Origin of the sequence: Marinimicrobium sp. C6131, from assembly GCF_026153455.1 — a bacterium.
In the GTDB taxonomy this organism is placed as follows: Bacteria; Pseudomonadota; Gammaproteobacteria; order Pseudomonadales; family Cellvibrionaceae; genus Marinimicrobium.
The window spans coordinates 1,842,685-1,862,716 of the sequence record NZ_CP110629.1; the positions used below are offsets into that span (position 1 = coordinate 1,842,685).

A 20,032-nucleotide genomic window follows, 5' to 3' on the forward strand; every position below is an offset into this window, starting at 1 on the left:
ACATTACCCACTCACCTGAAACGCGCTGGTCAGGTGATGCAGGTTCGACGCCGTGCTGCGCAGTCGATCCGAGCTGCCGTGCAGAGCCCGGATCACGTGGCGCATGTCATTGCTGGCCCCCACCACCTCTCGGGTCTGCTGCCCATGCTCCTGACTGTGCGCTTCGATGTGACGGATGATCTCAAACATCCGCTCGACAATCCCGTGCAGCTCGGAGTTGTCGGAAGACGCATCGCTGGCCAGTTGCAGCCCCCGGTCGACATCCGCCACACTGCGTTCCATAAAGGTGGCGGCCTGGGCCGCCTCTTCCTGAATGGTGGCAATCTGCTGTTCAATCTCCTTGGCCGCATCGGCGGTGCGGGCGGCCAGCCCCCGGACCTCATCGGCCACCACGGAAAAACCGCGGCCGTGCTCACCGGCCCGAGCCGCTTCAATGGCCGCGTTCAGCGCCAGCAGATTGGTCTGACTGGTGATATTACTGATCAGAGAAACCATGCCCCCGATTTCCCGCGTCCGTTCGTTCAACTGATGAATGGTCCGCGCGGAATTCTCCACCGCATCGCGAATCGCCTGGGTGCCGGAGCTGGCGGACTCAAACTGGGCCCGGGCTTCCTGCACCACCGATTCCATGACCTGTTTCATTTCGGTGGCGGTGCCGGAGGCGTTGCTGATTTCACCGATCTGCTCTTCGAGCAGACTCAACATCTGCTCCATGGCAGCGGTCACCTGGGTCATGGTCGCATTGGCGCTGTCATTGCGCTGAAGCATCTGCTCACTGTTCTGCTTGACCTCGTTGGCCGAGCGGATCACCGAGCCGATAATGCCATCCAGATTGTCGATGAAGCTGTTGGCCCAACGCCCCAGATCGCCGGTTTCATCGGCCACCAGTTTGCGGGTGTCCAGGCGCTGCTTGAGGTTGCCGCCGCCCTCCCCCAAGGCATGAATGATTTCGGTCATCTTTCCGAGTCGTCGGGCCAGGCGTCGGGGCCCACGCATCAGAAAACTCCACGCCCCCACCGCCAGTGCTCCCGCCGTGGCGAGATTGATGGACCACAGTGGCCACTCGCTCCAGGCGTGCAGTGTCATATTGCCGCCGAACACCAGCAGCAGTGGCAACAGCAGTAATCCCATGAATCGATAGGTAATGGAGCGAAACCGATACACCTCCTCCAGGTCACCCTCGCACATCATGCCCCAGCGGTCTTTAGAGCCCTTGAGAGTGAAGGTTACCCCCTTACCGATTACCGGAATATGGCGATAATCGGAATAGCCCGGATAGGTGACAAACAGGTTCTCGCCGTTGCGGATGGTTTCGCGCACGCCGGGATGCAACTGGCCAGTGGCCGGGTCGGTAAAACGGATCTCGAATTCGGTGTGCCGCTTGACCCCCACCACGCCCCAATCGGTGTGAATACCGCTTTTGAGGTTTTCGCCGTGGGAGAAAGTACTGTCTTCAAAGCGGGACCGTGACAGAGCCGTCCCCGGAACGATGCGCCGATCAAAACCCGGCTCCACCATAAACAGATAATTGTCACCGGACTCGGTGAAAATATGCCCCGCTTCCCGTTGAATCAGATCGCCGAGTACGTCATTGGGAACCCGGGCGCAGACGCAGCCAATCGCTCCGTCCGCCAACGCCACCGGCTGGTAAAACATCAGGGTCACCTCGTCGTGAAAGCGTGACGAGGAAGGGCCAATATCCAACGTGGCCCGATCCACATAGGGCCCATGCAGAAACGCCCCTTTCAATCCTTCCTCCAGCGCCCGGGCATCCAGATCACGCGCACCGACTCTGGCGCGATAGCTGGAGGCCAGCACCTTGCCGGTGTCGTCCACGACAAACAGCTCCGAGGCATCCACCCAGCGCTGAAGCTGCTGTGGCAATAACGTATCCCAGCGGGCTGGATCCTGCTCTACGCTGGCAGCCAGGGAAACCATCTGCTCCCACTGCCCATCCACCCACTGATTGAGAATATTGATCCGTGTCTGGGCGACACTTTCAAAGGCCTGCTCCATCAGCGCATAGCGATTGCGATTCAGCCAACAGGACCAGCCCATGCGCAACTTGCCGGTAGCGCCAAACCAGTTCAGCCAGCGCCGCTCGGCGCCGGACAGATTCATGCGAGTACTTCGTAAACTCATTGAGCCATTCCGTCTTTTCTTGGGGTTGATACCCGAAGACATAGCAGGAAACAGGCCAACCGAAGAACCGGGAATAACGCGCCACGCTCCCAGAAAAGCACCGTTCCGGTGCATGACCGACACCACCACCTCACTTTGAGCACCATCAGAGTGCATATCAATTCCAGTGAGGCAGGCACCGCTGGTGGTAACGACGCTTTAACCGACCGGAGTTTCCGGCTATTCTGACCAGCGGACGCCCTATCAGAGACCGCCATGTACCATCCGTTTTTCGGCCTACAGGAACCGGCTTTTGCCATCGCCGTCAACCCGCGCTACCTCTACATGAGTCAGCAGCATCGGGAGGCCCTCGCGCACCTGTTGTTTGGCCTGCGCGGCGGCGGTTTTGTGCAACTGACCGGCGAAGTGGGCACCGGCAAGACCACCATCATCCGCTGCCTTCTCGAACAGCTTCCGGGCGACACCGACATCGCCCTGATTCTGAACCCCATGGCCTCCGTGCCCGAGCTGCTGGGCACCATCTGCGATGAGCTCGGCGCCCGCTATATCTCGGACGACGACACCAGCGTCAAAACCCTGACCGACGCCCTGTATGACCGTCTGCTGGACAACCACGGTCGCGGCCGCAAAACGGTACTGCTGATCGACGAGGCACAGTCCCTCAGTGCCGAGGCGCTGGAGCAGATCCGACTGCTGACCAACCTGGAAACCCACACCGAGAAGCTCCTGAACATCATTCTGGTGGGCCAGCCCGAATTGAGCGATCTGCTGGCTCAGCCCTCCCTGCGCCAGCTTGCTCAACGCATCACCGCGCGCTTTCACCTGAACCCGCTGAGCCGGGAAGAAACAGCGGCTTACATTCAGCACCGTCTGCAGGTGGCGGGCCTCGCCAGCGGCAGCACGCTGATTCCCGAAGACATTCAGACGGAAGTACACCGCTTCAGCGGCGGCATTCCCCGCCTGATCAATATCATTTGCGAACGCATGCTGCTCGGTGCCTACGGGCAGAACCGCAACGTCATCGACCGGGCGCTGTTTCGCCAGGCTCGCCGGGAAATCACCGGTGAGCCCGCCTCGGACCACCCCAGTAAAACGGCGGCGCCGGCAACAGAGCGGGCACGGCCAGCGTGGTTGGCCAGCGCCATCGCGGGTTTTGTGGGCATCACTTTGGGCGCGCTGCTGGTTGGCGGCCTCGGTAACGAACTGCCCTGGCAACCGACATCCGACGCGGAACCGGCCGCCCCGGAACTCAGCGCCGCCTCACTGCCCATGGCGCCGGAAGCGCCGCCCGCCAACACACCCGTCCTGGAGCCGACCGACACCGATTCCGAACCCGCGCTGGACACGGACCCGCCGGCACTGCCGGAGCGGCCCTGGCCCCGAAAACTGGATGATGCCCTTCGTCACCTGGCCGACCACTTCAGTCTGAGTGTGCCCTCCACCGGCAGCCCCTGCACCGAGAGCCCCGCGCCGGGCCATGCCTGCGGACGACGCATGCTCACCACCTGGAACGAGCTGATCGAACTGGACCGCCCCGGTGTACTGACCCTGATCACTCCGGAGCGCAAACTCGCTTACGTCCCGCTGTTGGGCCTCAATGATCAACAGGCATTGACCTGGCTGGAAGGTCGTCCGCAGACCGTTGACTGGGCCGATGTCGCGCAGCTCTGGACCGGCGAGTTTCACCATTTCTGGTTCCGCCCCGCCGGTTTTGACGGCGGCCTCAGCCCCGGCGAACGAGGCCCCGCAGTCCGCTGGCTGGCCGAGCAGTTTGCCGAACTGGACAGCGAAGCCGAGCCTCTGAGCCGGGACCGCTATAACCAGCCCCTGCAGGCCCGGGTAGAGATTTTTCAGCGCGCCGAGGGGCTGACCCCGGACGGGCTTTTCGGGGAAAACACCCTGAACCAACTGGCACGACAACTCGGGCTGGACCCGGGGTTGCTGCCGATTGCGGAGACGCCCTGATGTCCATGATTCTGGATGCCCTGCAGCGGGCCGACCGGGAGCGGCGCCGGGACGAAACGCCGGCGCAGACGCTGCCCCCAACCTCCGCACTGGCAACGCCCGCACCGGTTCCGCCCCAGCCAACGGGAGCCTGGCGCAAATGGATACTCCCGGTGGCCTTTGCGGGATTGGCCGCCGCCGGTCTGCCGGTGTACTGGCTATTCATCAGCGCTGAGCCGCCTGCGCCCATTACCCCTGAGGAGGCAACCGCAAGCGCCCCTGCCCCTATCGCTGAAAACACCGTGGAGACGAGCATCACCGAGCCCCGGCGACCGGGGATCGAACGTCTCTACCAGGCTCCCTCTCGTCCCGAGCCGTCGGACGAGTCCATTGCCTCGCTGTACCGCCGGGCCCAGGCGCCCGAACCGACCCGCCCCGAGGTTACCCCCTCCGGCGCGGCCACCGAGCGCCTCGCTTCGCCGCGCGACAGCGCCAGTGTCACACTCGATGACGCACCGGATGAACCGCCTTCATCTCGCCGGGAAGCCGAGCCAGAACCACGGCCGGCCTCCGTATCGCAGCCGGCTGTTCCGGGAATTCGGGACCTGTCCTGGAGCCTGCAGCAGGATATTCCCTCGTTGAATTACCAGGCCCACCAATATCGGGGCGGGCAAGGCAGTACCGTGACCATCAATCAGCGCGAGTATCGCACCGGTGACCGGGTTGCGACGGACCTGCGCATTGAGCGAATTGAGGAGGACGGGGTGGTGCTGACATTCAAAGGCCAGTCATTCAAATTGCAAGCCCTGAACAGTTGGATCAATATGTAGGCGCACTCTGTTTCCTTTTCACCTGACAGGAAGGAGTTCTACCATGGGCAAAATCCGCCGCTACCTGACCCGGCTGCTGTGTCTGTCAGCCGTCTGCATCGGTACCGCCAGTGCCGACCCCTTCGCCCAGGTCACTCTCACAGAGTGGGACGTCCCCTGGAAGCCAACCCGCCCCAGAGACCCCTGGCCCCTGAATGAGCAGACCATCTGGTTTGTCGGCCAGGCGGACGATTACGCCGCCACGTTCGATCCGGGCTCCGAAACCTTCAAACGCTATGATCTTGAGAAGGGGACTGGCCCGCACACCGTCATCGCCAACGAGCGGGGTGCCTGGTATGCGGGCAACCGCAACCGGCATATCGGCCTGATCGATCCCGACACGGGTGACATCGAGAAAATTGAGATGCCCGGAGACGGTTACGGGGACGTGCACACCATGGCGTTCACTTCCGAAGGGGATATCTGGTTCACCCTTCAGGCAGCCAACCAGATCGGCTTTCTGGATGTGAACGAGAGAGAAGTCACCCTGTTTGACGTGCCCACCCGTTCGGCGCGCCCCTACGGTCTGGTGGTCGACGCCGACGATCGCCCCTGGGCGACCCTGTTCGGCACCCATAAACTGGCCACCGTCACCACCGAAGGTCGTGTGGAGGAGATCGAGTTGCCCCGGGAGTCGGCCCGCCCGCGCCGTCTGGGTATCGGTGCCGACGGGGTCGTCTGGTATGTGGACTACGCCAAAGGCTATCTCGGTCGCTATCACCCCAAGACCGGGGAAATTGAGGAATGGCGGACACCGGCCGGGGAGCAGGCCTACCCCTACGCAATGGGTATGGACCACCGGAACCGCCCCTGGTTCGTGGAGACCGGGCCACGTCCGAACCGCTTTGTGGGGTTCGACCCGGAAACCGAAACCTTCAGCGAACCCGCGGAAATTGGGAGCGGCGGCATTACCGTCCGTCACATGGCTTTTGACAGGGACAAGCGGGCTTTCTGGTTTGGCACCGACGCCAATACCCTCGGCCGGGCCGTGATTGAGTAGCTCACTGACCGATCAATGCCACGAAGGGAAGGATGGACAAGGTCAATATGACCCCGATGGCAATCACCAAAGCGGCAAACCGCAGGGGCGCGGCGGCCGCTCGCTGCCAGAGGGTTGGCTGTTCACCGGCCGCCTCGCGCTCCTCTCTCAGGGTGCGCTGGTGTTCCAGACGGCGGGCCTGATAGTCCGCCATTAAGGCCTTGGCCTCAGGGAGTTGGTCCCGATCCTTCAGCCAGATGGCCGACACCCCCAGCCCCCAGAAACCCGCGTGGGTTTCGTAAGTGGCGAAGTCATGATCGGCCAGCAGTTGGCGAACCTCCTGTGCTTCATCCTCAGGTACCTGATTCAGTTTAAACAGTAATTGACCCATACTCAGCTCTTGTGCTTCTCGTCGAGGGAACAGTGACCGTCCGGCTCGATATGGACACGGTTACGCCCCGCTCCCTTCGCCTTGTAGAGCGCTTTATCCGCCCGGGACAGCAACTGATCAAACCGTTCATCATTGGTCTGCACCTGGGTAATACCGGCACTGAAGCTCGCATGGAATGTCTGCAGCTCGTCATTGAAGAATTCGGTTCCGGCAAACACCGAACGAATATCATCAATCAGTTCCAGCGCCTCTCCGGTATCGGTGTGGGGCAGCAGGATCAGAAACTCCTCCCCGCCCGATCGCCCGGCAATATCCCCTTTGCGCAAACGCTTTTTAAGGGTAGCGGCGAAGGCTTTGAGTACCTCATCCCCCATCAGGTGTCCGTAAGTGTCGTTGATGGATTTGAACCAGTCCAGGTCCACTTGCACGAGGGAAAATACCACTTCGTGACGGCGATAGTCCTCCAGCAACTCCGCCAACCGCTGCAGCAGAAAACGCCGATTGTACAGGCCGGTCAACTCGTCGGTGACCGACAACTCCAGCAGCCGGGCTTCGAGCGCCTTGCGGTGGCTGATATCCACCACCACGCCGTACCAGGTCACCACCTCCTGGTCCAGCCACTCCCGCTCCGGAGTGGCAATGCCTTCAAGCCAGATTTCCCGGCCATTCACCACCACCCGGTATTCGCAGGTCCACTGCCCCAGTGCCCGGTAGCTCTCCATAATGGACTGGTGCAGACGCTCTACATCTTGCGGGTGTATCAGGTCGAACACCAGCGAGGCATCGTGCAAAATCGCGTCGGGCTCCCGACCGTAAAACTCACGCACCCCCTCACTGACGTAAGGAAACTCCACCCGCCCGTCGGCGTACATGCGGAAAATATAGATGACTCCGGGAATGGTCTCAGCCAGTTTGTTGAGCAGTTGGGCATTGATGTGCTGCTGACTGATGTCGATATGCGTTCCCACCACCCACTCCGGATCCCCCTCCGGGGTACGGGACATCAGACGGCCCCGGTCATGAATCCAGACCCAGTGCCCCTCCTTGTGCCTGAGACGCACAATACACTCGTAGTAGGGGGTTTCGCCGTCAAAGTGGCGTTGGAAGGCTTCGTTGGAGCGAACCAGGTCGTCGGGGTGGCACAGGCGATGCCAGATGGCGATGCTGATGGGCTCCAGCTCCCGCGAACTGTAGCCCAGCATCTCCGCCCAGCGCTCATTGATGCGCTGCTCACCGGTGTGGGCATTCCACTCCCAGGTGCCGGCTCGGGTACCCTCAATGATGGCCTTCAGCCGGTTGAGTTGCTCGCTCTCACTTACCTGGGACACACGATGCCTCTGGTTACCTCAGTCTCTGCAGAGTCGGTCTTATTATCGCTAACCTGTCTTTCAACAGGGCTATCTTCGCAAGCCCGGAAGGCCGTGGCAAGCGCCAACACGGCATGACAGCGCCCGATCGGTCAATCGCCGGCATCGACCGCTTGCTCAAGTGTTCCGATGCGATAGGCTTCAAGCTCCTCCCAGGCCGCCGGACTGTGATCCCGCCCGTAGCCCTTGGTCGTCATGCCTTCGGTGGCCTCCCGCCCACACCAGGGCAGAATGACCGCCGGGGGAGCCGGATGCTGGGGCAGATAGCCGGTGACGTCATACACATCGCCGCGGATCGCCATCCAGCAGTCTTCCTGCCGATCGTGCCTGGCCACCTCCTCCAGAGTGAATACCTGTTGTGCTTCGGCCAGAGTGACCGCAGGCACCAGAGCCCAGGTCGCGAGCAGCGTCAACACAGAAGACCAGAATGCGACAAACGCCGCAAAAGCCGTTTTTTTCATGATGCACCTCCCACTCAGATCGTCAAAGCAAGACAAATTCTTCGGTGACAATTCGCCGTGCGGGAACACCGCTACTGTCCAGCGCCGATCGGGCCCGCTCCAGCAGCGGCAGGGGCCCACAGACGTAGACCGCCCGCTCCGCCACGTCGGGGCATACCCGTTCAATGAACGCCCGGTTCAGCGGCCCCTCCCGGTAAAAATAGTGCACGGTGAGCCGACTATCGGGCCAGTGCTCAAATGCGGCTTTCAGCTCGTCCGCGAACAGAAAGCGGGTTTCGTCCTGTACGCAGTCAATCAAATGAACCTGCAGCGGGCGCCCGGCTCGCACCGCCTCGCGCACGCGCCCGAGAAAAGGCGTGACCCCGATCCCGCCGGCAATCCACAGTTCAGGCCGCGAGGGTGCATCCGGAAAAAAGTCACCGTAGGGACCTTCTACCCAGAGCCGTGTGCCCTCGGGAATACTGAGCATGGCGTGACTGGCATCCCCCAAGTCCTTGATCGCCACCCGCAGATCCGGCTCATCAGGGGCCGAGGAAAGGGTGTAGGGATGTTCCTCCCGATGCCCTGCCTGGCCGACCCGGTCCGGCGTCAGATAGACAAACTGCCCGGCGCGATAACACAGGCGCTGACGCTCGGGAGCCAGCGTCAGTTCCACCACATCCCGGGCCGGATGAGCGACCCTTGTCACCCGGTAGGGACTCCGACCGCGCCAACGCGCATACAGCCACCGGTAGCTCAATGCGGAAAGCGCGAGCAGGGCCAGTGTCGTCCATACTCCCCAGGCCAGCCATCCGGGCAAGGTCCGGCTTAACAGGCCGGTGTGCAACAGCGCCAGGATAACCGTGACCCCGCTCAGGCGATGCAGCCACTTCCAGCGCTGGTACTCCGGCTCACCAAAAAAGCCGAAACTGGGCGCCATGAACGCCATCAGGGCCAGCAGCGCCACCCACCCCCACACCGAGGCGGGCTGCGTGGAAAACAGCGTGCCGATCGCCGCGTCCAGGGACGTCCCCGCCGCGGCAAACGCCAGTAGCAGTGGATGGGCCAGCAACAGCAGAAACGCGATGGCACCCAGGCGGTGGTGCAACTGCCACAGTTTGGTCAAGCCGCCAAAGGGGCGATCGAACCCGGGGACCCGACAACACAGAGCCGCCGCCATCAGCAACATGGACAACCCCCAAATACCGGTCACGCGCCCCAGGGCATTCAGGACCTCCCGGCTCTGGTCCAGACCGGGCCAGAGAAACGGCAGCGCCAGCAACCCCGGCAACAGCGCCAGTGACCAGACAACGACGCGACTGGATACCATCGGACGACGCACGAAAATGCCCTCCTGAGCGTTAAAAACGGCGCATTAACCGCGTCGGCAATCCCGGGTTATGCCGGTCATGCGGCTAGACGGTGAGAATGGACCGGTACTCGGCCACGTCCACGTCGTAATTACCGTGATCCTGTAAGTACAGGCGAAGGCAGTCGGCCGCTTCCGGTTCGCCGTGAATCAGTTGGATCGGCGTTCTCGCCCTGAGCCCGGAGTCCTTGAGCCACTGCCCGAGCTCCCGGAAATCCGCGTGGCCGGACAATCCGTCCAGAACCTCCAATTGCGCTTTGCGTGGAATATAGGCACCGTGAATTTTCACCGTTTCGCCCCCCGCAACCAGGTGCGCTCCCCGTGTACCGCCGGCCTGGTGCCCGCTCAAGAGCAGGGTATTGCGGTGATTCGGGAGCAGCCGCTTCATGTGATGCAGGATACGTCCGCCACTCATCATGCCGCTGCCCGCAATGATGATGTGCGGGTAATTCAGGTCGGCCAACGCTTTGGACTCGTCCACGCTGTGAGTATAAGTGACCAGTTCGGCCATGCGGGTGCATTCCGCATCGGTCAGCCGGTGCTGGTCAGCGTACTGGTGGTAAATGCCGGACACATTGATGGCCATCGGGCTGTCGAGGAACACCGGCAGAGTGGGAATCCGTCGCGCATCCATGAGCTTCGCCAGCATATGCTGCAGCAACTGTGCCCGGCCCACGGCAAAGCTGGGAATCATCAGCACCCCGCCGCGATTGACCGTACTGGTGACGATGTCCGCCAGTTGTTGCCAGGGGTCGCTGTCCGGGTGCGGACGATCCCCGTAGGTGGATTCAAGCAGCAGCAGATCCAGCGCCGGCAGGGTTTTCGGGGGGTACATGAGAATATCCTGCGGTCTCCCTACGTCGCCGGAAAACCCGATCCGCTTGCCTTCCGTTTCCACAATGATACTGGCCGCTCCGAGAATGTGCCCCGCGGGTTGGAAGGTGACCGACAGATCCCCTACCTGCAGCGGCTGATTGAAAGGCACCGGTTCAAAGAGTTTCAGGCTGTCCTCCGCAGTACGCTGGTCGTACAGCGGCTCGGGGCGCTCATGTCGGCTCAGTTTATGTCGGGAAAAAAACCGGGCATCCTCCTCCTGGATATGGCCACTGTCAGGCAACAGAATGCCGCATAGCGCCCGGGTGGCCGCATGAGTATAGACGGGCCCGCGATACCCCTGCTGGTACAGCCGCGGGATATAGCCGGAGTGATCCAGGTGGGCGTGGGTCAACAGCACCGCGTCCAGCGTATTCAGATCGATCGGCAGGCTTTGCCAGTTGCGCCTGCGCAACCATTTGTAGCCCTGGAACAGGCCACAATCAATCAGTACCTTCGTGCGGCCACTCTCCAACAGGAACTTGGAGCCTGTCACCGTTTCCGTGCCGCCTAAAAAGACAATCTTCACACGCACCCCCGAACCCTGTCGTCCTGCCTTTCAGCATAGACACAGACCATTACTGGCGTATTGACCTGCATCAATGGCCCCCCTAAAACTGAGAATCGCGTCCAAAGCTTGCGCCCGGCGAGCAACTTGCTTACATTATAGTCCTGACAACAATTAGTGATTTACGCGCCACCCTTTCAGGGACTTCCAGGCAACACTCAGGCCGAGTGCCTCGGTGCCGAGCGCACAAGATCAATAACAATCGCCTTGCAGCAACGACTCCCCCGGACCGATTGCCGCAGTTCACTCACTCTAAACTCGGTTCCAGATCATGAGTAACAGCATGAACAGACGAGAGATCCTACGTTATACCGCCTGGCTGACGGGCACGGCCGTGGCCGCGCCTCTGGCCAGCGCCGTACTCAGTGGCTGCTCAGACGCACCCTCCGACGCCGCCCCTGCGACTCAGCCAAGAGATGGCCAGGTACTACACTTCTTCAGCCCAGAGGCGTTCGACCTGGTGAGCCAGGTGGCGGATACCCTGCTGCCCCGCACCGACAGCCCCTCCGCCAGTGATGTTGGGGTTCCGCAAACGCTCGACACCATGCTCGGTGTTGTCCTTGAGCAAAGCTATGTCGAACAGTTTCAGCGCCTGTGGACCGATCTTGAGCGCGCCCTGAGGCGCGAACAGTTTGCGGAACAGGGTCGTGATGCACGCGAAGCGCTGCTCAGCGAACTGGAAACCACCGATGAGCCGACTCGAGCAAACGCTCGGGAAGCCATGGTAATGCTGAAGCAACAGGTCGTCATTTATTACCTCACCACCGAAACCATCGGTGAGCAGTACCTGAACTACCTCCCCATCCCCGGTGAATACAAACCCTGTATCCCGGTGAGCGATGTTGATAACAGAAAGTGGGCGATTTGATCATGGCGAATAGCGAATTCGATGCAATTGTGATTGGCTCCGGCATCAGCGGCGGCTATGCCGCCATGGAGCTGTGCAAAAAAGGCTACAAAACCCTGGTCCTTGAGCGGGGCCGGGATGTGCAACACGGCGAATACCCCACCGCCCACGACGATGTGTGGGACCTGCCCCACCGCGACAAGGTGCCCCGGGACGAAATTGCCGAGCACTACCCCAAACAGAACCGTCTCAACTGGTGGGTCACCCAGGCCAACAAGCACTGGATCAACAAAGACGACGAATACCCTTACCAGGAAGACCAGCGTTTTGACTGGATTCGCGGGCATCACGTCGGGGGCCGCTCGATCATGTGGGGCCGTCACTGCTATCGCTGGAGCGACATTGACTTTGAGGCCAACAAAAAAGAAGGCATCGCGATCGACTGGCCGATTCGCTACAAGGACATCGAGCCGTGGTATGATTATGTGGAGCCCTTCGTCGGTATTGCCGGTCAGGCCGAAGGCCTGAAGCAGGTACCCGATGGCAAATTCCTCAAACCCTTCCCGCTCAACTGCGCCGAGCAGCACCTGCGCGAAACCGTCGCCCAGAAATATCCGTTCCGGGTGGTGACTCCGGGCCGGGTGGCGAACCTGTCCGAGTACAACCCGGACGTTCACCTCGGCAAGCGCGGCCAGTGTATGTCCCGTGATCGCTGCTGGCGCGGCTGCCCCTTCGGCGCCTACTTCAGCAGCCAGTCCGCCACCCTGCCGGTGGCCGAAGCGACCGGCAACCTGACCATTCGCCCGCACAGTATCGTCAAGGAAATTGTGTACGATGCCGACTCCGGGCGCGCCACCGGCGTGCGTCTGATTGATGCCCAGAGCAAAGAAGAGCTGGAAATTTCCGCACGGATCATTTTCTGCAACGCCAGCACCGTGGGCACCACCGCCATTCTGCTCAACAGCCGCTCCGACGCCTTCCCCAATGGTCTGGGCAACCGCAGTGGCGAGCTGGGCCACAACATCATGGATCACCACTACGGCATGGGCGCCGCCGGCGTTCTGCCCGCACTGGAAAACGAATACTACTCCGGTCGCAAACCCGGCGGTTTCTACATTCCGCGTTTTACCAACCTGGATGAAGAAACCCGGCGGGAAGATTATGTGCGCGGTTTCAGTTATCAGGGCTCGGCACAACGGGCTGAAAATATTCCGGTGGGCGCGGTCGGCTCATCGCTGAAAGAGGCGGTGTTCAAACCCGGCACCTGGACCATCCGCATGACCTGTTTCGGCGAGATGTTGCCCTACCATGAAAACCGGATGTACCTGGATCACAGCAAGACCGATCAGTACGGTATGCCGCTGATCACCTTTGATGCCCAACTGCGGGACAATGAAATGAAACTGCGCCAGGACGGCGTGAAAAGCGCGGTGCAAATGCTGGAAGCGGCGGGCTGTACCGATATCACCTGGTACAACAGCGCCACCGCGCCCGGCGCCTGCATTCATGAAATGGGCACCGCGCGTATGGGCCACGACCCGGAGACCAGCGTGCTCAACAAGTGGAACCAGATGCACGATGTCCCCAATGTGTTTGTGACCGACGGTTCCTGCATGACCAGCTCCGGCACTCAGAACCCGAGCATCACTTACATGGCACTGACCGCCCGGGCCGTGGACTACGCTCACAAACAGATTCAGGCCGGCGAGCTGTAAGCGCGCCCGGTTTTCTGGCACACACCCACTCTGGGCAACCGGCTAGGTTGCCCAATTTTTCAGAGGTCAAACACGATGACATCTTTACGGCTTACCCTGTCCTTGATCACCCTGGCGACCGGCCTCAGTGCGCCGGCACTGGCCGAGTCCGGGCGAGTGTTCGAACTGCGCACCTACACCACCCATGAGGGCAAACTGCCCGAGCTGCATGCCCGCTTCGAAAACCATACCCGCTGGCTGTTTGAAAAACACGGCATGATGAACCTCGCCTACTGGACCCCCACTGATGAGTCGCTAGCCGATAACACGCTGACCTATATCCTGGTCCATGAAAGTCGTGAGGCCGCCAAAAAAAGCTGGCAGGCTTTTTCCAATGACCCCCAGTGGCAGGCGGTTTACCAAAAATCCCGGGAGAATGGCCCACTGGTCAAGCACATCGAGTCGACGTTCATGAAACCCACAGAATACTCCCGGATTCGCTAAACCGACACCCGCCGGTCAATACTGCAACGGTTCAAAGCCGTAGGTCTGCAGCAGGTAAGCATACTCGTCCGTTTCCCGGAAGCGCTGCACCGCCCGGGTAAAATCAGCGGCGAGCTTGTGGGCGTCCTCCCGCCGGCGGGAGATGGCAATGTAAATGGGGCCCCGGAATACCGGCGGCTCCATGAATTCAATCTGATTGCGCACGCCCAGACGCTCGGCGTGTAATTCAATGGCAGGCTTGTTGCCCAGGGCATAATCCACCCGACCACCGAGCAATACTTTGATCAGCTGTTCTTCGTCACTGACGCGCAGTTTTTTGAAGGCACTGTCGTCTTCGAGCGCCTCGCCATAGTAGTAGGCGCGAATTCCACCGAGTTGAAACTGACGCAGCCAGTTGATATCGGACGAGTCCAGCGACTCACCTCCCGCGCGGCGGAATACCGACACGGTTTCAAAGGCGTGGGGAATGGACGTAAAGGTAACGCCAGGGGAGCGCGTGGAGGTGTTGAACAGGGTGCAGGCAATGTCGACCCGACCATCGCCGACGTGTTGCAGCAGGCGGCTGAACGGGTAACGCCGGTATTCCAGCGTATACCCCAGTTCCCGCGCCACCCGTTCGCACACTTCAACAGAAATGCCTCGCCACTGTCCGGCTTCGGAATCGAAAAAGTAGAATGGGGGATAGTCCTTCTCAGCCACTGCCGCGACCAGCGTGGAGGCCACCGTCACCCCACTCATCCCCATGAGTAACACCGCCAGCGCAAAACACCTCATAGAGGATCTCCATCCGTCTTGGAGCAAGAGTGCAGGAAGTATAGCACCGATAAACGCCCCTTGACCTTCCAGTAATTGGAAGGTTTACCGTGTCACCATTCCCCAAAATGGAGGCAACCATGACATCCTCAAATGAATTTGATCTGCACATCAGCGGCATGAGCTGTGGGTCCTGCGTCGGCCGGGTAGAAAAAGCCCTGAACGCCGTCGAAGGCGTTGCCGAAGCCAATGTCAACCTCGCCACGGAGACCGCTCAGGTTCGCGGTACGGCCAACATCGATTCGTTGATTGACGCGGTGCGTCAGGCGGGTTACCAGGCGGAGCCGACCCGGACAGACCGGACCGACCAACTGGCCGAGGAGCGGGAGCAGGAAGCACAGAGCCTGAAGCGATCCCTGTGGTTTGCCGCGGCACTGACCCTGCCCGTTGTGGCACTGGAAATGGGCGGGCACCTGGTTCCGACCCTGCATCACGCCATCAACAACAGCATCGGTCAGCAAACCAACTGGCTGATCCAGTGTGTCCTGGCTTCCCTGGTCCTGTTCGGACCCGGCTTGCGCTTCTTCCGGCTGGGCGTTCCGGCTCTCGTGCGCCTGGCACCGGATATGAACTCACTGGTCGCCCTGGGCACCAGTGCCGCCTGGGGCTACTCGGTGGTGGCCACCTTCCTGCCCGGAGTGCTCCCGGATAATGCGGTCAATGTGTACTACGAGGCGGCGGCGGTGATCGTCACCCTGATTCTGCTCGGACGCTTTCTGGAAGCCCGGGCCAAGGGGCGCACCAATCAGGCCATCAGCCGGCTGGTGAGCCTGCAGGCCAAAAGCGCCCGGGTACTGCGCGACGGCAAAGAGGTCGAGGTAGCACCCGAGGACATACAGCGTGGGGAGACGATCGTGGTCCGCCCCGGCGAGAAAATCCCCCTCGACGGCGAGCTGGTGGACGGACACTCCTACGTGGACGAATCCATGCTGACCGGCGAACCCATTCCCGTCGAAAAATCCACCGGAGATGCCGTTGTGGGCGGCACCCTCAACAAAACCGGCAGCTTCTCTTTCAAGGTCACCAAAACCGGGAAGGACACCCTGCTGGCCCAGATCATTCACATGGTCGAAAGTGCCCAGGGTTCCAAGCTGCCGATCCAGGCCCTGGTCAACAAAATCACCCTCTGGTTTGTACCCGCCGTGATGGCCGCGGCCCTGCTCACCCTGATCGTCTGGCTGGCGTTTGGCCCCGAACCGGCCCTGACCTTTGCGCTGGTCAACGCCGTGGCGGTGTTGATCATAGCCTGCCCATGCGCCATGGGACTGGCGACCCCCACCTCCATCATGGTGGCCACCGGTCGGGCGGCGGAGATGGGCATTCTGTTCCGCCACGGCGAAGCGCTTCAGGCACTGCGGGATATGGATGCCATTGCGTTCGACAAAACCGGCACCCTGACCCGCGGACACCCGGAGCTGACCGACCTGATCCCCGCCGAGGGCTTTGAACGCTCGCAACTGCTCAGTTGGGCGGCCGCCCTGGAACAGCGCTCGGAGCACCCCATCGCCGAGGCCATTCTGGCGGCCGCCAGGCAAGAGGGGCTGACACTGCCCGACGCCACCGGGTTCGACGCATTGACGGGCTACGGCGTTCACGCCACTATTGAACAACACGACGTCGCCATTGGCGCCCTGCGCCTGCTGCGGGAGCGGAGCGAAGGCCGAAATCCCTTCGAGGCCGAGGCGGACCGACTCGCCAGTGAGGGTAAAACCCCGCTCTACCTGTTGGTGGACAGACAACCCGCAGCGTTGATTGCCGTGGCCGATAGGGTCAAAGACAGCACTCCGGCTGCCATCGACTTCCTGCACCGGGAGGGATTCAAAGTGGTGATGATGACCGGCGACAATCGCCGCACCGCCGATGCCATTGCCGGGCAACTGGGCATCGATGAAGTGATCACTGACGTACTCCCCGATGGAAAGGTCGAAGCGTTGAAGGTGCTGCAACAGCGCGGTCTGAAAGTCGCCTTTGTCGGCGATGGCATCAACGATGCGCCCGCCCTGGCTCAGGCGGATATCGGTATCGCCATGGGCACCGGTACCGATGTCGCCATTGAAAGCGCCGATGTGGTGCTGGTCAAAGGTGATTTGCGGGGCGCCACCAACGCCATCGCCATCTCCCGTGCCGCCATGCGCAATATCAAGCAGAACCTCTTCTGGGCCTTCGCCTACAATACCGCCCTGATACCGCTCGCCGCCGGCGCGCTGTATCCGGCGTTCGGGTTGATGCTCTCACCGGTCTTTGCCGCCGGCGCCATGGCCCTGTCCAGTGTGTTTGTTCTGGGCAATGCGCTGCGCTTGAAGCGGCTGCGTGCCGTATCTCCATAAACCACAGACTACCGAGGGTGAATGGCCAATGAATCGTTTGCGAACCTCCGCTGCGACCTCTCCGGCGACCCTGCTGGTCGCACTGGTGCTGCACGGCTGCGCCAGCTTGGAGCCACCGGATTACACCCATCTGGATCAGACCCTGGCCCCCCTGCAACCCGAGCCGCTACTGGGCAGCCTGGCCCAGATCCAGCCTCTGGAGGCACAGGAGCGCGAGGCACGCCTGGAACCCTTGTTGGCCGAGCCCCTGACTCCGATCAGCGCACAGCAACTGGCCCTGATCAACAGCCCTCAGGTGCGGGCCGAACTGGCCGGGCTGGGCATTGCCCAGGCCGAGAGCCTGCAGACCCGCCTGCTGCGCAACCCGACCCTCGCGGTAGGTGCTCTGCGCCCCGAGGGTGGGGGTCGCTGGCAGTTGGACCTGGGCATCAGCCAGAGCCTGCTGGACCTGTTCACCCGGGGCCTGCGGCAACAACTGGCCGAGGAAGCGCTGGCCGAAGCGCAGTTGCAGTTGCTCGAGCGCTTGCACAGCTATCTCTACCAGGTTCAGGAACACTATTTCGACGCCCTGAGCGCCCGCCATCAGGCCAGCATTGCCGAGCAATCCCTGGCCGCCGCGCGCGCCAGCCATGACCTGGCCAAGGTGTTGTTCGAGGCGGGCAATCTCAAGGAAGTCACGCTGCTCAGCTATCGGGATCAACGGCAGCGCCAGGAACGGCAATGGCGCGCGGCGCAAACCCGTGAACAGCAGGCCCGGCTGAGGCTGGCCCAACAGCTGGGACTGACCGATGTCGACGCCCTGATCCTGCCGGACAGCCTGCCCGAACCGGATGACGCCGATCGCTGGTCCTCAGAACCCCTGATTGAGCACGCACTGGCGCACCGCCTGGATCTGGCCCTGCTGCGTCAGACGGCTACCGTGCAACAGCGGCGTTTGAACCTGATCGATCGCCAGGGCCCGTTTACCGAACTCGAACTGGGTCTGAACGCCGAGCGGGAAACCGACGGCAGTATTATGGCCGGACCGGAATTCGCCATCAGCCTCCCCTTCGCGGATCGCAACCAGGCACATCGGGCCAGGCTCGAAGCGGGCCTGCAACAGACCGAAGCACAACAGGCGGCACTCAGGCTCGCGATCCGCACCGATATCCAGCAGACCCTGTTGGACATGGAACGTCTGGCGCAGGACATCCGGCAACTGGCCGATGAGGTGATTCCCCAGTGGCAACAACAGGTGGCTCTGACCCTTGAGGAATACAACTTTATGCTCACGGGCGCCTTCGACCTGATCTCCGCCAAGGAGCACGAGTTCGACGCCTGGCGGGAGCACGGCGAGGCCCTGGAAGCCTACTGGCTGTCCCGCACCCGCCTGGCCCTGGCCAGCGCCCACCCGCTGCCCATTGAGAACGCCCGCCCCACACCTCTGCCTGAGTTCTCGAATGAGATGGAATCGTCCGAAGAGGAAGAACAGGCCGGGCACGGCGCTCATCGGGAACATCAATCCCGGGAGCATCAGCACGAGGAGCACAGCCATGATTAACCGCCGACATTTTCTGCTGGGCAGCGCCGCCGGGCTGGTCGCCAGCTCCCTGCCACTGCACGGCCAGGCTCAGGAGCACGATCACTCCGGACACACTGGCCCGGAACGCAACGACGAACAAGGCACCCAGGCAGTGGCCAAAGCCGAGCGCACCGACCAGGGCTATCGCCCGGTGGTGACGCCCAACGGGCGCACCCTCGGCTACCGCTACCGCGACGGCGTCAAGGAGTTTCATCTGATTGCGGAGGAAGTCGAGCACGAGTTCGCGCCGGGCACCCGGATCAAAGCCTGGGGTTACAACGGCAGCACCCCGGGACCGACCATCGAGGCGGTCGAAGGCGACAAGGTGCGTATCTACGTCACCAACCGACTGGGCGAGCCCACCAGCGTTCACTGGCACGGCTTACTGCTGCCCGCCGGAATGGATGGCGTCGCCGGGCTGAACCAGCCCTCGATCAAACCGGGGGAAACCTTCGTGTACGAATTCACCCTGAAGCAGCACGGCACCCATATGTACCACCCCCACGGGGATGAAATGGTGCAGATGTCCCAGGGCATGATGGGAATGTTCATCATTCACCCCAAAACCCCGGAAGACCCGCCCATTGATCGGGACTACGCCATACTGCTGCACAACTGGTCCGTGCATCCGGGCACCTACCGCGCCGACCCGAGCGTCATGCAGGATTTCGATTTGTGGACCATGAACAGCAAAGTGTTTCCGGCCATTGATGAACTGGTGGCGCAAACCGGCGAGCGGGTCCGCATCCGCCTTGGCAACCTGTCCATGTGGAACCACCCCATGCACCTGCACGGTGTCCAGTTCCACGTCACCGGTTCGGACGGCGGCCGCTGGCCTCAATCCCAATGGCGCGCTGAGGTGACGGAAATCATCGGTGTCGGCCAGACCCGCGACCTGGAATTTGAGGCCGTCGCGGGCGACTGGGCCTTTCACTGCCATATGGCCCACCACACCATGAACGCCATGGGACACGGCATCCCGAACACCATCGGCGCCGATCAGTCGGCGGTGGAAAAACAGATTCAGGCGCTGGTGCCCGGCTATATGGCCATGGGCGAACACGGCATGGCCGAACACCAGGACCACACCGACAGCGGTCATATGCAAGGCCCGGCAAACACCCTGCCGATGATGATGGGCCAGGGGCCGTTCGGTAACCTGGAAATGGGCGGGATGTTCACGCTGGTGAAAGTTCGGGACCGGCTCGACGGCGACCCCGGCTGGTATCAGCACCCGGAAGGTACCGTCGCCCACAAAGTCGAACGGGTGCCGGACGATTTACCGCGCTGAACCCTTCGACTCCGGTAATGAACTGAGCGCCAACCGTTTCAATTGGGCGCTCA

16 protein-coding genes are annotated in these 20,032 nt (G+C 61.7%); 9 read left to right on the forward strand and 7 right to left on the reverse strand.

The window, feature by feature from the left end; all coding sequences use genetic code 11:
- Positions 1-3: 3 nt before the first annotated feature.
- Positions 4-2,142, reverse strand: a complete 2,139-nt coding sequence (locus OOT55_RS07955; protein WP_265368559.1) for a methyl-accepting chemotaxis protein — start codon at positions 2,140-2,142, stop codon at positions 4-6.
- 255 nt (positions 2,143-2,397) lie between these two features.
- On the opposite strand from OOT55_RS07955, the gene OOT55_RS07960 reads away from it, so the two are divergent.
- From OOT55_RS07960 to OOT55_RS07970, 3 genes are read left to right on the forward strand one after another with little or no spacing between them, the layout of a single operon-like run.
- Positions 2,398-4,107: an ExeA family protein gene (locus OOT55_RS07960; RefSeq protein ID WP_265368560.1), complete on the forward strand. Its 1,710-nt coding sequence runs from the start codon at positions 2,398-2,400 to the stop codon at positions 4,105-4,107.
- Complete coding sequence (locus tag OOT55_RS07965) at positions 4,107-4,916, forward strand: general secretion pathway protein GspB (protein ID WP_265368561.1); 810 nt, start codon at positions 4,107-4,109, stop codon at positions 4,914-4,916. The genes OOT55_RS07960 and OOT55_RS07965 overlap by 1 nt, the downstream gene beginning before the upstream one ends.
- Positions 4,917-4,959: 43 nt before the next feature.
- Positions 4,960-5,955, forward strand: coding sequence for a lyase (locus OOT55_RS07970; protein ID WP_265368562.1), 996 nt, complete (start codon positions 4,960-4,962; stop codon positions 5,953-5,955).
- Between the two features lies 1 nt (position 5,956).
- Here the strand turns inward: OOT55_RS07970 and OOT55_RS07975 are convergent, their stop codons facing one another.
- The 5 genes from OOT55_RS07975 to OOT55_RS07995 form a co-directional block, all read right to left on the reverse strand.
- Positions 5,957-6,325 carry a DUF6164 family protein gene (locus OOT55_RS07975; RefSeq protein ID WP_265368563.1) on the reverse strand — a complete coding sequence of 123 codons (369 nt, stop codon included), beginning with the start codon at positions 6,323-6,325 and terminating at the stop codon, positions 5,957-5,959.
- A gap of 2 nt (positions 6,326-6,327) precedes the next feature.
- Entirely contained in the window at positions 6,328-7,653 is a 1,326-nt protein-coding gene (locus tag OOT55_RS07980; protein ID WP_265368564.1) for a sensor domain-containing diguanylate cyclase, read from the reverse strand.
- Positions 7,654-7,784: 131 nt separating this feature from the next.
- Positions 7,785-8,153, reverse strand: coding sequence for a cytochrome b5 domain-containing protein (locus OOT55_RS07985; protein ID WP_265368565.1), 369 nt, complete (start codon positions 8,151-8,153; stop codon positions 7,785-7,787).
- Positions 8,154-8,175: 22 nt separating this feature from the next.
- Positions 8,176-9,474 carry a ferredoxin reductase family protein gene (locus tag OOT55_RS07990; RefSeq protein WP_265368566.1) on the reverse strand — a complete coding sequence of 433 codons (1,299 nt, stop codon included), beginning with the start codon at positions 9,472-9,474 and terminating at the stop codon, positions 8,176-8,178.
- Positions 9,475-9,547: 73 nt separating this feature from the next.
- Complete coding sequence (locus OOT55_RS07995) at positions 9,548-10,903, reverse strand: MBL fold metallo-hydrolase (protein WP_265368567.1); 1,356 nt, start codon at positions 10,901-10,903, stop codon at positions 9,548-9,550.
- A 322-nt stretch (positions 10,904-11,225) separates the two neighbouring features.
- On the opposite strand from OOT55_RS07995, the gene OOT55_RS08000 reads away from it, so the two are divergent.
- The 3 genes from OOT55_RS08000 to OOT55_RS08010 all read left to right on the forward strand — a co-directional run bounded on the left by OOT55_RS08000 (position 11,226) and on the right by OOT55_RS08010 (position 13,987).
- Positions 11,226-11,810: a gluconate 2-dehydrogenase subunit 3 family protein gene (locus tag OOT55_RS08000; RefSeq protein WP_265368568.1), complete on the forward strand. Its 585-nt coding sequence runs from the start codon at positions 11,226-11,228 to the stop codon at positions 11,808-11,810.
- 2 nt (positions 11,811-11,812) lie between these two features.
- Complete coding sequence (locus tag OOT55_RS08005; RefSeq protein ID WP_265368569.1) at positions 11,813-13,504, forward strand: GMC oxidoreductase; 1,692 nt, start codon at positions 11,813-11,815, stop codon at positions 13,502-13,504.
- Positions 13,505-13,579: 75 nt separating this feature from the next.
- A complete protein-coding gene (locus tag OOT55_RS08010; RefSeq protein ID WP_265368570.1) occupies positions 13,580-13,987 on the forward strand; it encodes an NIPSNAP family protein in 408 nt (135 codons plus the stop codon).
- A gap of 15 nt (positions 13,988-14,002) precedes the next feature.
- On the opposite strand, the gene OOT55_RS08015 is transcribed toward OOT55_RS08010, so the two are convergent.
- Positions 14,003-14,761 carry a substrate-binding periplasmic protein gene (locus OOT55_RS08015; RefSeq protein WP_265368571.1) on the reverse strand — a complete coding sequence of 253 codons (759 nt, stop codon included), beginning with the start codon at positions 14,759-14,761 and terminating at the stop codon, positions 14,003-14,005.
- 119 nt (positions 14,762-14,880) lie between these two features.
- Here OOT55_RS08015 and OOT55_RS08020 point away from each other — a divergent pair, with 119 nt between their 5' ends.
- The 3 genes from OOT55_RS08020 to OOT55_RS08030 are packed head-to-tail and all read left to right on the forward strand — an operon-like array spanning position 14,881 to position 19,979.
- Positions 14,881-17,127 (forward strand): heavy metal translocating P-type ATPase, encoded by a 2,247-nt coding sequence (locus OOT55_RS08020; protein WP_265368572.1) that lies wholly within the window; start codon positions 14,881-14,883, stop codon positions 17,125-17,127.
- Between the two features lie 28 nt (positions 17,128-17,155).
- Complete coding sequence (locus OOT55_RS08025; RefSeq protein WP_265368573.1) at positions 17,156-18,667, forward strand: TolC family protein; 1,512 nt, start codon at positions 17,156-17,158, stop codon at positions 18,665-18,667.
- Positions 18,660-19,979, forward strand: coding sequence for a multicopper oxidase family protein (locus OOT55_RS08030; protein WP_265368574.1), 1,320 nt, complete (start codon positions 18,660-18,662; stop codon positions 19,977-19,979). Before OOT55_RS08025 ends, OOT55_RS08030 begins: the two co-directional genes overlap by 8 nt.
- Positions 19,980-20,032: the final 53 nt, after the last annotated feature.